Raw genomic sequence first — 13922 nt, 5'->3', positions numbered from 1 at the left:
CTTGGGGGGTGTACGGACCAGCGGGTTCGAGCATTTAGCATAGTTGAATCAGCACGTCCCGTAAAATCACCACAATCACCACTCCACCGAACTTCAGAAGCCGCACCTCCATTCGACTCTGCAGGAAGCCGTAAATGCCCTTACCCGCCAAGGCGTTTCAACACTGGCTCCATGTCGTTGCTCCCAACGCGAGCACAGCAGACATCTGCAGGATCTCGGGGATCAAGCGCACCACGCTCGCGCAGCAGCTGGTGCGCGGCAAAGTCGCGGAAAGCACCCTCGTCAGCATCAGCCGGGCCCTCAAGCGCAGCCCGCTGGCCGACCTTGCCACGTTCGACAGCTATGCCGAACTCTCCGGGCGGCCGCAGCCGCCCACCTCCGGCGAACTTGTCAGCCAGATTGCCACCATGGACCTGCTGCGGGCCGTCATCTCCCGCTCGGCCCCGGCGTACGGCGGCTACGGTGACGACGGCAGCGCGCTGACGCCGGCGCTCGGCCCCGCACCGCACGCCACCTCGGTCCGGAACTGGGTGGACGCGATCGACGACGGCGAACTGCGGCACCGGGTATCGGACGCCACCGGGGTCGCACCGCAGAACTATTCGGCCCAGTTGACCGCCAACCGGCTCTCCCCCGAGTTGGCGGTCGCAACCGCCCGCGCCGCTGGCGTAGGATTCACGGGCGGACTCGTCGCCACGGGATTGCTGACAGAAGCCGAGGCCGGCTGGCCGGCGGAGGCCAAACAGGCCGCCCTTGATGCCTTGTCCGATGGCGAACTCACGGCCCTGGCCGGGGAGCGGCTACAGGCCCTCGGCAAAACCCTGCGCCGCCAGGAACACGAGCAAGAACAAACAAAAAAGATATGGGAGAACCTCGGATGATCGCGATCCTGCAGTGGACCACCTTGGCGGTCTGCGCACTCGTCGCGATCGCGCGGATTCCGAGTGCGCTGCGGGGTGAGAACAGGTCTGTTTTCGGCGTCTTCGTGCTGTCCACCGTGGCCATCCTGCTCAGCATCGACGTGAGCTACCAGTCCATCGATGCGTGGCTCGGGTCCGAGAACTACACAAACCTGATCCTTCGTTTCGTCGTCTACGGCACGGTACTGCTGGCCGGCTACCGGATCGCCAAGGCCTTCGATGGACCGAAGAGCATCCGCCTCATCGTGGGCCCCGTGGGGAAGTCGGTTCTTACTGGCGTGGGCATCGCCACCGTGATCCTTTTCCTGTTGGCTGACACCGAGGGAACCGTCACGGGCCTGAAAACGCTGCCCGCCAGAAGCCCCCAGAATGCGGCGCTCATCGAGTCGTACGCCGCAGTGGGACGCCTGTACCCGGCCTACGTCGCCGCCTGCATTCTGCCCGCCACCTTCGTGGCAATCAGTCAGCCACTGCCCAAAACCATCCGGATCGGTGCGCTGCTGCTGACGGTCGCATTCGCCGCCATGGCCTTCGGCTCCTTCTACCCCCTGATCCCCAGCGAGGCCGGGTATCTGGAGTACATCATCAACTACACCTCGGTGTTGTGCCTTGCACTGGGGCTCGCCTTCGTCTGGATTTCCAGCCTGCTGGCAAAGCGCGCGCTGCGGCTGAACACCCGATGATCGCAGTCCTGCAGTGGACCACTTTGGCGCTCTGCGCCCTCGCCGCGGTCGCTCGGATTCCGAGTGCGCTGCGGGGCGAGAACAGATCGCTGTTCTTCGTCTACGCCTTCATGACGGTGGCCATCCTCTTGAGCATCGAGGCACCGTACCTGGCCGTGGACAGTGTCCTCGGTGGAACGAACCTGGCTAACCTGCTGCTGCGCTTCATCATCTTCGGCACCGTCTTTGCCCTCGGACTCAGAATCGCCCGGGGCTTCGGCGCGGACGACGCCCTCCGGCTGATTACCGGCCCGCCCGGAATTGTGTTTGTGGGAGCTGCATCGGTGGCGGTCGTGGCGGTCTTCCTCATGATGGACACGGCGGGATCGTCCGCCGGCCTGATCGCGGTGTACGCCAAGGATGCACGCCACGCGGCGCTCGTGGAGTACTACGGAGCCGCCGGACGGCTCTACCCCGCCTACATCACGCTTGCCCTCTTTCCTGCCATGGTGCGGGCGGTGCGCAGCGGGTTGCCTCGCCTTGTGCGGCTCGGCGCCGGCCTGCTGGCACTTGGATCCGTTGCCATTACGCTGAGCCTGCTGTCCCCGGTGATTCCTCCGTCGCTGGCCTACCTGCGCTTCGTCTTCAGCTACACCGCCACATTGTGCCTCGTGGTGGGGCTTTCCGTGTTCTGGCTGTCGAAGATTCTGGCCAGGAAGACGCGGAGAGCGCACACTGGCTTGACCGGATAGTAATTGTGAGCCGCGCCGCGGAGCGACGGGGAGAACCGGAATGAGGGCAACGCTGGAATGGGCGACGCTGCTGGTGTGCTGCGCGGCGCTTCTCCTACGTGTGCCGGACGCGGTGCGGGGCCGCAACCGGACCGTGTTCGGGATCCTCTTCCTGGGCACGTTGTGCAGTGTGCTCGCCGTCTCCGAGCTCTACGAGGTGATTGACGGCGCCCTCGGCGGGTGGGACCTCACGAGCCTGGTCCTGCGCTATCTTGTTTTCGCGACTGTCCTGCTCGTCGGCCTCCGGGTCACAACGGGACTCGCCGATGCCCGGGCCCACCAGCTCATTGCCGGAGGCATCGGGCGCTGGGCACTGGGGCTCGGCTGCCTGGCCGTGGCGGTGGCGTTCTTCCTGATGAACAGCTATGGGGCACCGGCCGGACTGCAGGCGCAGGCGGCGGGCGGCGCAGGGGACGCGGACCTGGCCCCCTGGTTCACGGCCGCCGGCCGCACCTATCCTGCCTTCGTTTCGCTGGTCCTGGTGGCTCCGCTGCTGGCGGCCGTCAGGAGCCGGCTGCCGCGCCTGGTCAGGGCCGGCGCCCTGCTCGTCCTGCTCGGCGCCGCCTTCGCGGTCCTGAGCCTCCCGGCCGCCCTGACGCCATCCAGTTGGGTCGGCGCACAGCATTTCGTCAACTACGCGGCGGCCCTGGGCTACGTCGTGGGCCTCGTCGTGTTCTGGTTTTCCGGGCTGATTGCGAGTCCCCCAGGTAACGCTAGGGCAACATTACGTCGTAACAGCACCTAGGCATTCACAAAATCATTAGACCGTGAGAGAATCATGAATGTGTGAAAGCGGCATTCGCTTCGTGAACGGGGACAATCCGTGCGGAGCCGAGGCAGTCGCCCAAGCGCCATTGGGGGGATGAGTGGTAGCGGTCCAACTGGACCGCTCCCACTCAGCCTGTTTAACGGCCGTTCAGCGCACAAACCTCAGGGTCACCAGCTGGAAGGGCCGGAGCGCCAGTTCCGCCGAGTCCCCCGCCGCGGTCACCCCCGGCGCAGCCGCCGGACGTTCCAGCAGGTCCACCGTGTGGACGCCGGTGGCGGCAAAGCCGGCCGTCACTGTCCCCGCGGACCTCTGCCCCAGCGATTCGTAGACCCGGACGATCACGTCGCCGGAACCATCCTCGGCGAGTTTCACGGCCTCAACGACCAGGGCCGGGTTGGAGACGGCAATGAGCGGTTCCACGCCGTGGGCGCCCTTGACCACCCGCGGGGCCAGATTCGTGCGGTATCCCTCTTCGACGGCGTCGGCAATGCTGGCGCCGGGCCGGATGGTGACGTTCAGTTCGTGCCGGCCGCGGTCCGCGGCGGGGTCCGGGAACTTGGGCGCGCGCAGCAGTGAGAGCCGCACGGTAGTGGTCGTTCCGCCGTCGTCCTCCCGGATATTCCGGGTGACGTCGTGGCCGTAGGTGGATGAGTTGGTGACCGCCACCCCGTAGCCGGGCTCGGCGACGTGGATCCACCGGTGGGCGCAGATCTCAAACTTCGCGGTTTCCCAGGAGGTGTTGAGGTGCGTCGGGCGGAACACATGCCCGAACTGGGTCTCCGAGGCCGACCGGTCCGCCCGGACGTCCAGCGCGAATCCGAGCTTGAGCAGCTTTTCGCTTTCCTGCCAGTCCACCGCCGTCGAAATCGCCAGGGAACCGGCGCCCGCCGCCAGCGATATCCGCTGGGTAACCGCCGAGGACCCCGCCAGCCGCTCCACCACAACGACAGCGTCCCGGCCGCTGGATTCCAGCCGCAGGGAACGCGCGCCGGTCAGTCGGACGACGTTGCGGCGGTAAAAGGCGTCGATGTCCCAGGCGTCCCATTCATTGGGGGTGTCCCGGTGCAGCTCCAGCAGGTTCCCGAACTGCCCGGGAGCGATGGCGTCACGTCCGCTGGCATAATCCGTCAGTGAGGCCAGTAGACCGTCGGCGTTGATGACGGCGCGGATGATCCCGTTGTCCAGGATGTACCCGCTGCCAGATTCGGTGGCCAGCACCGGCTGCCCGGCGGGGACCGGCTCGGCCGCGGCCAGCGCGGGCACGCCGTGGCGCTCATGCGGAGCGGCGTTGAGGAGGAAGTCAGTGTCCCCGGCGCCCAGCACCGCGGAGGCGGCGTCGGCGATGATCGCTTCAAGCTGCCGGCCGACGGCGGCGTAGTTCCGTTCGGCGTCCTGGTGCACCCAGGCGATGGAGCTGCCCGGCAGGATGTCGTGAAACTGCTGCAGGAGCACCAGCCGCCAGAGGCGCTTGAGCTCGTCCGCCGGGTATCCGTATCCGGTGCGCACGGTTGCCGTGGCGCACCAGAGTTCGGCTTCGCGGAGCAGGTGTTCGCTGCGCCGGTTGCCCAGTTTGGTCTTGGCCTGGCTCGTGTAAGTCCCGCGGTGCAGTTCGAGGTACAGCTCGCCGACCCAGACCGGGAGGGCGTCGTACTCGGCCTCGGCGCGGGCGAAGAAACCGGCGGCCGAGCCGAGTTCCACCTTCGGCGATCCCTCAAGGTCCGCGGTGCGGCGCGCCGCCGCCAGCATCTCCCGGGTGGGGCCGCCACCGCCGTCGCCATAGCCGAACGGGACCAGCGAGACCGTGCCCCGGCCGTGGTCCCGGTAGTTGCGCTCCGCGTGGGCGAGTTCCCGGCCGCTGAGTTCCGAGCTGTAACTGTCCACCGGGGGGAAATGCGTGAAGACCCGGGTGCCGTCGATCCCCTCCCAGTTGAAGGAGTGATGCGGCATCCGGTTGACCTGGTTCCAGGAGATCTTCTGCGTCAGGAACCACTTGCTGCCGGCGGCCTTGACGATCTGCGGCATGGCCGCCGAATAGCCGAAGGTGTCCGGCAGCCAGGCCTCCTCGCATTCCACGCCGAATTCGGCCAGGAAGAAGCTTTTCCCCTCCAGGAACTGGCGGGCCATGGCCTCGCCGCCGGGCATGTTGGTGTCCGATTCGACCCACATGCCGCCGACGGGAACGAACTGGCCGGTCTTGACCTTTTCCCGGATCCGGCCGAAGAGCTCCGGATACAGCTCCTTGATCCAGGCGAGCTGCTGGGCTGAGGAGCAGGAAAACACGAACCCGGGATCCTCGTCCATCAGCGCCACCACATTGGAGAAGGTGCGGGCGCATTTGCGGATGGTTTCGCGGACGGGCCACAGCCAGGCGGAGTCGATGTGCGCGTGTCCGGTGGCGAGCAGGTGGTGGGCGGAGGCGTACGCCGGCCGGGCCAGGACGCCGGCCAGGGCCTCGCGCCCCGCTGACGCCGTGCCGGGGACGTCGTCGGGGTCCATCACGTCCAGCATCCGTTCCAGCGCGCGCAGGATTTCGTGGCGGCGCGGCAGTTCCATCGGCAGTTCGTGCATCAGGCCGCTTAGGGTCCAGATGTCCTGCTGCAGCTCCCAGACCGTCTGGTTGATTTCCGCGATGACGATCCGCCCGAGCCGGTACTTCGGCTCGTTGCCGGAGGTTGCCTTGTCGCCGTAGGGGGTCGCCGCGAAGGTCCACCCCTGCGACAGGTCAGGGTTGGCGGCCGCCTCAACGTAGAAGTCGACGGCCATCCCGCTGCCCAGGAGCTTCAGCGGAATGTACTGGTTCCGCGGGGAGATGGCCTTGACGATCGTCCCGTCCGGCCGCCAGGCGATTCCTTCACATTGAAATCCGGGAAGGTCACTGCTGAAGCCCAGGTCCACAATGACTTCCACCGAGGTGTCCGCTGCCGTGCCCCAGGCGTCCGGGACCTGCCCCTGCAGCCGCAGCCACTTGGTGCTCCACGGCCGCCCCCAGGCCGCACCGTGCTCCTGCGGCGTGAACTGCTGCCGGAGGGCGTCCAGGACCGGGACCGGTTCGTCCGGGACGTCCCAGCTGCTCAGGGTAAGCGGGACGCTGCGCGGATAGACCGCGGGGACGATGCGTTCGCGAACAAAGCGGTCCAGCCGGACTTCCGTGAGACGGCGGTCGTCGTGCAATGTGAACCTCTTTAGCGCTGCGTGGATGACGCTGAATTGCATCCAATCGATGGATAAAACTTACTGCGCCGCTGGCCCCCGAGCCAAGTGGCTGTCAGCGGACGCTATCCGCCAAGCCCACGGGCACACTCACGCGGCGGGCTCCGGCGTAGACGTTCAGCGACGTACCGCGGCTGAATCCGGCCAGCGTCATGCCGCTGGCCTCGGCCAGCTCGACCGCCAGGCTCGACGGGGCGCTGACCGCGGCGAGGACGGGAATGCCGGCCAGGGCAGCCTTCTGCACCAGTTCGAACGATGCCCGGCCGGAAACCTGGAGCACGGTTCCGCGCAGCGGGAGCATGCCCTCGCGGAGGGCCCAGCCGATCACCTTGTCCACGGCGTTGTGGCGCCCCACGTCCTCGCGCAGGCACAGCAGTTCCACGGAGCCGTCCTCGGCGATCCGGAACAGGCCGGCGGCGTGCACGCCGCCGGTGACGTCGAAGACGGCCTGGGCTTCCCGGAGCCGGTCCGGAAGGGCCGCGAGCGTGGCCACGGGCACCGTCAGCGGGTCATCGGCGGGGCTGAAATGCGAGGACTTGTGCACGGCCTCGATGGAGTCCGTGCCGCAGATGCCGCACGAGCTGGAGGTGTACACGTTCCGGCCGGTGTCCGGGCGGACGACGTCGGGCCTCAGCTGGGCTTCCACCACGTTGAACGTCTGGACGCCGTCCTCGTCTTCCCCGGCGCAGAACCGCAGCGAGACGAGCTGGTCGGGGCTCCAGATGACGCCTTCGGAGACGAGGAAGCCCGCCACGAGGTCAAAGTCGTTCCCCGGTGTCCGCATGGTGACGGAGAAGGACAGGCTGCCGATCCGGATCTCCAGCGGCTCCTCCACGGCGAGGACGTCCTCCCGGTGCCGGACCGGAAATTCGAGGGCCTGGGGGGACCCGTCCAGGACATATTTGTGCACCTTGCGGCGCTGCGTGACGCGGCCCATCAGGTACTCCTAACCAACATAACTCCATCATGGCAAGCGCTGGGCCGGGTGGCCAGCGCGGGTTTATGAACGCATTCAAGAACGCGTTCAAGAACGTTCAGGACCGGGCGCTACCCCAGCAGTTCGCTCCAGTCCACGGGACCGCCGGTACCGGCGGGCTTCCGGGCGGGCCGCTTGGGGGCGGGCTTGTCTTTGGGTGGCGCCGGTTCCGGCAGGGGTGTGCCCCAGGGAAGGGTGAAGGCCGGGACGGTCTCCCCCAGCTGGACTCCGTGCGGCGGGACCACCAGGACGCCGTCGGCCGCGGCCAGCCCGCGCATCATTCCCGGTCCGGTGTGCTGCGCCGGAGAGGCCATGCCATAGAGGAGCCGGAAGGGCATCAGCCGGGTCCGGCCGGGGTCAGGGTCGATCATGGCGCCGCAAGGCAGCTCGGTGACCGGCGGCGGAGGCCGGTGCCCCAGCGCCGCCAGGAGCGGGGCGCCGATCGTGGACAGTGCCATCATGGCCGCGAGCGGGTTGCCCGGCAGCCCGATGATGAATCTGCCGTCCGGCAGTTCGGCCAGCACGGCAGGATGGCCGGGGCGCATCGCGATGCCGTCGATCAGCAGCCGCCCGCCGAGTTCGGCCACGGAACGGCGCAGGTGGTCGGTCCCGGACCGGCCGGTACCGCCCGTGGTGATGACGACGTCGGCGGGCAACGGTTCGGCGCCGGACCGGACCGTCGGCTGCGGCTCATCGGCAGCCGCGGGTTCGGCCGCCGGGTCGGTGTCCTCGAGCGCGGTGAGCCATTCAGCGTAGCTGTCGCCGATTTTCGTTTCGCCGGCACAGATCCCGCCGAGCATTTCCACGACGCCGGCGAGCTGGGGACCGAAGGTGTCGCGCACCTCCCCCGGCCGGGGGATCCCGGCTGTGACCACTTCCGAGCCGGTGAACACCAGCCGGACGACGGGCTTGCCCAGGACCGGCAGGGTGTCGTGGCCGGCGAGGGCCGCGAGGGCCAGATGGGCGGGGTTCAGCACGGTGCCGCCCTTGATCAGCACTTCTCCGGCGGCGGCTTCCTCCGCGGCTTTCCGGATGTGCTCGCCGTTTCGCGGCTCGCCGGGCTTCGCCCCGCCGCCGAGCTGCAGGACCGGCAGCCCGTCCTCGTCGGCGGCAATGGTGCCACTTTCGCTCCGCAGCACGGCCTTCGCTCCGGGGGGAATCAGCCCGCCCGTGACGATCGGGCTGGCCTGGTGCGGCGCCAGCCGTTGGCCGGGTTCGGCGAGGATCCACGGTCCGCTGCCGTTGACGGCCCAGCCGTCCATGGCGGAGGAGGCGTAGTGCGGCATGTCCACGAGCGCCGCCACATCGGCGGCGAGTTTCCGTCCCAGCGCGTCGCGGAGGGCCACGGGTGCGGCGGGGATGGGAGCGGCGCAGTCGAAGGCAAGCTGCCGGGCTTCCTGCCAGGTGTGCGCGAGGTGCCGATGGGGCGCAGGCTCATCCGCCGCGGCAGCTGGACTGCCGTGAGGGGGTGCAGGTGTCATGCCCCGGGGGCTTCGCTGGCCGCGTAGTCCTTGGCCAGTTTCCGGGCGACGCCCATCGCGGCCTGCATCGAGGCGGCATCCGTGGCCTGGCCGGATCCCGAGGCCAGCCCTGCCGCAAAGCCGGCAATAAACGTTGTTAGCGGCGCGGCCGGGCGCACCACGGAGTGCGCCGCCACCCCGGCCAGGGCCAGGATCTCGTTCACGTCAATCTCGACGTCTTCCAGTTCCAGGGCCTGAAGCAGGGCACGGCACCAGTCTTCGAGTGTTTCATCCTGGCTTTTCACCGTTTGCCTCCAAAGTCGAGTTCAGCGGGGGAACCCCGGGCCGGAGGCCTGGGTTATGGCTGTCGCGGTGATGGCCGTCGAAGCCATGGCCGTCATCCGGGCCGGTCACCCCCAACGCGGACGCATCGTCCCAAGTATCCACGTCATCCGTGGATCCCCGGGGGACGCTGACTTCCCGCACCTCCAGCCTAGCAAGAAGGGAGAATATCGATGCGTTGTCGAGCGCGCCGCGCTGCCTGGCGTCGGCCACGCACCGTTGTAGCGCAGCCGTGCTATATAGGCCGACCAGGGGCTGCCGGCGCCCGTCAGCAGACACCGCCATCAGCCCCTCGCCCGGTGGGGCTTCCGCGGCGGCTGCCAGCAGTGTCCCGACGGCGGCGCCCGCCCGGGGCATGTCGACGGCGAGGACCAGCGTCAGGGGTGCCGCGGCAGGATGGCGGGGGTCACGGCTGCGGTGCTCTTCGAGGGCGGAGATCCCGGCGGCGACCGCTGCGGCGGGGCCGGCGAAGGCCGGCTCCTCCCGGCAGCTCAGCACTCCCTCGGGCAGGGTTCCCGGGTCGGGCCCGACGACGGCGACGGCCGCCGCGGCGCGTGCGGCCTGCAGGGCGCGCTCCAGGAGAGTGGCGCCGTCGTGCATCAGACCGGACTTGGGCACACCTCCGAGCCGGGACGACCGGCCCCCGGCCAGGATGACAGCGTCGAATTCCATCGGCCCAGCCTAACTGGCCAGATCTCCAGTCCCGGCGCAGCGGCCGGGGCACGCCGTGTCAGGCAGCGGATTCCGGCAGGAGGAAAGGGTCCCAGGCAGGCGTCGGCTTCTCCAGTTCCTTGATCTGCCAGGTCGTGCCCTTCGGCGGCGCGGGGCTGAAGCCGAGCTTCCACCCCATTTCCCCCGGGGTATGGTCGCCTTTGGCGTTGTTGCACCGCAGGCAGGCAGCGACGAGGTTTTCCCAGGAATCTGCACCGCCCCTGGATTTGGGCTGGACATGATCGATGGTGTGGGCGGCTTTGCCGCAGTAGGCGCAGCGGTGTCCGTCCCGGCGGAGCACCCCGCGGCGGCTCACCGCCGTCACGGTGTTGTACCGGGGCCTGATGTAGCGATGCAAAAGAATCACCGAGGGCCGGCCCAGGACGTCCTGCGGCCCGACGACAGGATCGTCGCCTTCCGCCACGACGCTGGCCTTTCCGGTCAGCACAAGGACGAGCGCCCGGCGGAAGGTCACAACCGCCAGCGGTTCATATCCAGCATTCAGAACGAGAGTGCGCATCCGCATACCTCTTCACGGCCGCACCCGCCAGGGGCACGAGGGCCGGCTGCCCTCTGCATGGTCGGGCTATGGATCGACAAAACAAGAGTAAACACGGACATGCCATTTCACCGAATCTTTTTTGCCGGCCCCGCCCGTATCCGCTGAAGTTCACGTCCCGGCAACGCAAAGGACCCCTGCCGAATGGCAGGGGTCCTTGGTGCTGCTAGCAGTTGCTGTCTTAGCCGCCGACGCGGATGAAGACCGGGCCGGAGCCGACGTTGACGCTCTGCAGGGAGGTGGTTCCACCGTTCCAGCCGCCGTGGACAGCCTTGCCGCCGCCGACGTAAACAGCGATGTGGGCCAGGCCCGATCCGCCGTTCGCGTAGTAGGCGAGGTCGCCCGGCAGGGCAGCGGAGGCGCTCACGGTGCGGCCGAGGGACAGGTAACCTGCCGGCCAGCCGTGGTAGTTGATGCCTGCGGCAGCCAGCGAGTTCGTGGCGAGTGCGGTGCAGTCCTGGCCAACGCCGAGCTGGGCGTAGGCGGCAGCGGCGATCGTGGCGCCCATGCCGCTGGCAACGGCCGGAGCCTGGGTGGTGGCAGCCGCGGTGCCGGCGGCCGGGGCTGCGGTGGCGCCGACCTTGGTGCTGGCGGTCTTGGCCGTGTTTGCTGTGGGGGTCTCCTGGACCTTCACAACAGGCTTCGGGGCCTCGACGACGGGGGCCGGCGTGGTGGTGACGGCCGGCTTCTCGAAGGAGATGGCGATCGTCGAAGCGGCCGAGATGGTCGCCGGGGCGGCCGACTGGACTTCGAGGGTGGAAGCGGAGGTGGACTCGCGCTGAACGTTGGCCTCAGCAGCGTTGGCTGCGATACCGCTGGTCAGGACGAGGCCGGAGGCGGCAGCGATAACTGCGGCCTGGCGGCCCATGCCACCGGCGTTGTCGCCGACGGCCTTGGCAATGACGGCCAGCGAGTTGGTCTTGGTGACCTCGGCGCGGTGCCGTGCGTTTGCACGAGTAGTCATTAAGTTCTCTCTTTCGTGATCCTGGGTCCACGCTTTTTGGGCGCGGGCTGAGGACGCTCCGGCATCTTGGGGGTACGCCGGATCGCCCCGAAATGGGTTACTTAGCGAAGGGTGTACTGCGAAGACGCGCCAAAAGCGGGAACTGCTTGCAGGTGCATGGCCTGCGGGCCGGACTCAGCAGAGATTGAGACGGCGGTGTGAGATCCATTCCGGGCGCCACAAAGGACACGGCCGAGGTTGGATTTCAGCGGGCTCGTAAGAGCCGCGCAAGCGCGGTGACGCGCAGCATTGTGGCGTGAAGACACGAAAGTAGCCTCTCCCAATGCCTACGAGGTGAGCTGTCGGATTCGGATGGGAGTCACCCGGCCGCGCTGCTTCCTGGGAAGCTTTTGCGACTTAACCCCAAGGCCTTCAATTTCGAAGGCCAAAATTGGTTCCCCCGCCCCTGCCAGACGATGTCATGCGAACGGACCTTGAGCGGTGGCAGAGCTAGGCAATCCACTCAAGAGCGCCAACTTCGGAAAAGTTGGCGTAGGTCATACGGTACAGCAGTTGGGGCTCAATGTCACATTCAGATCACGGCGTGTCATAAGAATGCGAGAGTGTCCCATCAGCTCTGTTAGAGCCAGCCGGTCGGGTCGACGACTTCGCCGTTGACCATGACCTCGAAGTGAAGGTGGCAGCCCGTGGAGGCGCCGGTGGTGCCGCTCATCGCCACGGCAGCGCCGCGGGAGACCTGCTGGCCCACCTTGACGCTGGCGGAGGACAAGTGGTTGTAGGTGGTCTCCAGGCCGTTGCCGTGGTCGATCACCACACGGTTTCCGCCGCCATAGGGGTGCCATCCCGTGAAGGTGACCGTGCCGCTGGCGGCCGCAAGGACGGCCGTGCCGCACTGGGCGGCGTAGTCCTGGCCGCGGTGGAACTCCCCGGAGCCGCCGGTGATGGGGCTGACGCGGTATCCGAAGGGCGACGCCGTCTTCAGCTGGCCCAGGGGCGCCCCGAGGCTGCCCGAGGAGGCCGCGCGGGTGATGGAGCCGGCCGACTGGGCACTCAGGAGCTGCTTGAGCTTGCCGTCCGGGTCACTCTGGGTGGTGACGGCGGTGCGGTTGAAGTCAATTTTGGCCTCGGCGGCGGTGACATCCGGCTGGACCGTGGCGGAGAGGGATCCGGCGGTTGGGCCGGCGTCCGTGGCCATAACGGGGCCCGTGGCCGGGACGGTGACGGTGAGGACCAGTCCCGTGGCGGCCAGGGCGATACCGGCCTTTTGCCCCACGCCACTGGCGGCGGCGAAGTCCGTTACCTGGCGGAACGGGCTGCGGCGGCCCCGCCGCTCATCGCGGTGCGCGTCACGTGGGCGGTCGGCCTGGACGGCGACGGCCGGACGCGGCTCCGGAGCGGGACCGGTCGCACGGCGGCGGCCCCTGACGATCTGGGTGGTCAAAAACGGTTCCTCTCTGGAGAGCCTGCGGAGTTAGCTGTCGGATTCGGGTCAGAGAGATCAAAGACCCGGTCCGCCGAAGCAAGCATCCAGGCACAGAGGCATAAAGGAGGTCCTCGGTGGAGTGTGCTTGCCGCTGACGGACTTCACCCCAAGGCTGTTTAACAGCCGGAAGTGGTTCCCCCGCCCCTGCCAGAAGGTGGTTCTGCGACTGATCCGCTGGCAGAGTTCGGCTTCGGATCAGATAACGCTTTGGTATCGGTACTAGTGATCAACTATAGGCGATTAAGCCGTCCAGTGATAAATCCGTTACCGACCTGTGCATATCTCATGGCAGGTCCCACGAGTTGCCCGGTGAGCTTCTGTTAGCCGACGGTAACAAAGACGTGGGCCGCCACCTCGGGCGGGAGCTCCAGTGCGCCCTCGATGTCGGGCACCCGCACCGAGATGTACTCCCCCACGCGCTCCAGCGACACCAGTGCGCCGGGGCGGATGCCGCCCTCATCAAGCTGGACGAGCAGTTCGGGTTCGACCTGGATGGGCTCGGCGAGCCGATTGACCCTGATCCGGGAATCCGGTCCGTAGCCGGCCATGGCCTCCAGCAGGTTCACGACGCCGTCGGCATAGGGCTGGGACGGCAGGCCGCCCAGCTCAGCAAGGCCCGGAATCGGGTTGCCATAGGGCGAAACGGTGGGATGATTCAGCAGTTCGAAGATCCGCCGCTCCACCCGCTCACTCATGACGTGTTCCCAGCGGCAGGCTTCTTCATGCACGTAGGCCCAGTCGAGCCCGATCACATCAGCCAGGAGACGCTCGGCCAGGCGGTGCTTGCGCATGACTTCGATGGCACGTTTCCGGCCTGTTTCCGTCAGTTCCAGGTGGCGGTCGCCGGAAACAACCACCAGCCCGTCGCGTTCCATCCGGCCGATGGTCTGGGAAACGGTGGGGCCGGAGTGGCGCAGCCGCTCGGCGATGCGGGCGCGGAGGGCGACGATGTTTTCTTCTTCAAGTTCCAGAATGGTCCGAAGATACATCTCGGTTGTATCGATCAGATCCGTCATTCAGCTCAGCTCCTCGAGCGCCGTCCTTGCGTCTTCCCACCGTACCGCGTGATGCAGGC

The 13922-nt window shown here is 67.6% G+C and carries 13 protein-coding genes and 2 riboswitches; of the genes, 4 read left to right on the top strand and 9 right to left on the bottom strand.

Annotated elements, in window-relative coordinates:
• Nucleotides 1-134: 134 nt before the first annotated feature.
• Genes AC06G6_RS03630 through AC06G6_RS03615 form a run of 4 tightly spaced genes read left to right on the top strand, consistent with a single transcriptional unit; the run spans nt 135 to nt 3118 of the window.
• The gene (locus tag AC06G6_RS03630) at nt 135-881 is read left to right on the top strand and encodes a hypothetical protein (RefSeq protein WP_479826437.1); all 747 of its coding nucleotides are present in this window, start codon (nt 135-137) and stop codon (nt 879-881) included.
• The gene (locus AC06G6_RS03625; protein ID WP_479826435.1) at nt 863-1603 is read left to right on the top strand and encodes a hypothetical protein; all 741 of its coding nucleotides are present in this window, start codon (nt 863-865) and stop codon (nt 1601-1603) included. The genes AC06G6_RS03630 and AC06G6_RS03625 overlap by 19 nt, the downstream gene beginning before the upstream one ends.
• Complete coding sequence (locus tag AC06G6_RS03620; protein WP_479826433.1) at nt 1600-2334, top strand: hypothetical protein; 735 nt, start codon at nt 1600-1602, stop codon at nt 2332-2334. The genes AC06G6_RS03625 and AC06G6_RS03620 overlap by 4 nt, the downstream gene beginning before the upstream one ends.
• A gap of 40 nt (nt 2335-2374) precedes the next feature.
• Nucleotides 2375-3118, top strand: coding sequence for a hypothetical protein (locus AC06G6_RS03615; RefSeq protein WP_479826431.1), 744 nt, complete (start codon nt 2375-2377; stop codon nt 3116-3118).
• A gap of 171 nt (nt 3119-3289) precedes the next feature.
• On the opposite strand, the gene AC06G6_RS03610 is transcribed toward AC06G6_RS03615, so the two are convergent.
• The 9 genes from AC06G6_RS03610 to AC06G6_RS03570 form a co-directional block, all read right to left on the bottom strand.
• On the bottom strand, nt 3290-6313 hold the full coding sequence (locus tag AC06G6_RS03610) for an alpha-mannosidase (protein WP_479826429.1): 3024 nt from the start codon (nt 6311-6313) through the stop codon (nt 3290-3292).
• A gap of 94 nt (nt 6314-6407) precedes the next feature.
• Nucleotides 6408-7289 carry a formate dehydrogenase accessory sulfurtransferase FdhD gene (gene fdhD, locus AC06G6_RS03605; protein WP_479826427.1) on the bottom strand — a complete coding sequence of 294 codons (882 nt, stop codon included), beginning with the start codon at nt 7287-7289 and terminating at the stop codon, nt 6408-6410.
• A gap of 110 nt (nt 7290-7399) precedes the next feature.
• Nucleotides 7400-8809: a molybdopterin molybdotransferase MoeA gene (locus tag AC06G6_RS03600; RefSeq protein ID WP_479826425.1), complete on the bottom strand. Its 1410-nt coding sequence runs from the start codon at nt 8807-8809 to the stop codon at nt 7400-7402.
• On the bottom strand, nt 8806-9093 hold the full coding sequence (locus AC06G6_RS03595; protein ID WP_479826423.1) for a DUF6457 domain-containing protein: 288 nt from the start codon (nt 9091-9093) through the stop codon (nt 8806-8808). Before AC06G6_RS03595 ends, AC06G6_RS03600 begins: the two co-directional genes overlap by 4 nt.
• Nucleotides 9077-9802: a molybdenum cofactor guanylyltransferase gene (gene mobA, locus AC06G6_RS03590; RefSeq protein WP_479826421.1), complete on the bottom strand. Its 726-nt coding sequence runs from the start codon at nt 9800-9802 to the stop codon at nt 9077-9079. Before mobA ends, AC06G6_RS03595 begins: the two co-directional genes overlap by 17 nt.
• A 58-nt stretch (nt 9803-9860) precedes the next feature.
• Nucleotides 9861-10361 carry an HNH endonuclease gene (locus tag AC06G6_RS03585; RefSeq protein ID WP_479826418.1) on the bottom strand — a complete coding sequence of 167 codons (501 nt, stop codon included), beginning with the start codon at nt 10359-10361 and terminating at the stop codon, nt 9861-9863.
• A 220-nt stretch (nt 10362-10581) separates the two neighbouring features.
• The gene (locus AC06G6_RS03580; protein WP_479826416.1) at nt 10582-11364 is read right to left on the bottom strand and encodes an NlpC/P60 family protein; all 783 of its coding nucleotides are present in this window, start codon (nt 11362-11364) and stop codon (nt 10582-10584) included.
• Nucleotides 11365-11673: 309 nt separating this feature from the next.
• Nucleotides 11674-11835: riboswitch (cyclic di-AMP (ydaO/yuaA leader) on the bottom strand.
• Between the two features lie 148 nt (nt 11836-11983).
• Nucleotides 11984-12805 carry a M23 family metallopeptidase gene (locus AC06G6_RS03575; protein WP_479826414.1) on the bottom strand — a complete coding sequence of 274 codons (822 nt, stop codon included), beginning with the start codon at nt 12803-12805 and terminating at the stop codon, nt 11984-11986.
• Between the two features lie 4 nt (nt 12806-12809).
• Nucleotides 12810-13017, bottom strand: a riboswitch (cyclic di-AMP (ydaO/yuaA leader).
• A 150-nt stretch (nt 13018-13167) separates the two neighbouring features.
• Nucleotides 13168-13863 carry an iron-dependent transcriptional repressor DtxR gene (locus AC06G6_RS03570; RefSeq protein ID WP_307463523.1) on the bottom strand — a complete coding sequence of 232 codons (696 nt, stop codon included), beginning with the start codon at nt 13861-13863 and terminating at the stop codon, nt 13168-13170.
• Between the last annotated feature and the right edge of the window lie 59 nt (nt 13864-13922).

This window comes from Arthrobacter sp. CJL-S3 (assembly GCF_056711635.1).
This window is presented reverse-complemented; position numbering and strand designations above follow the sequence as displayed.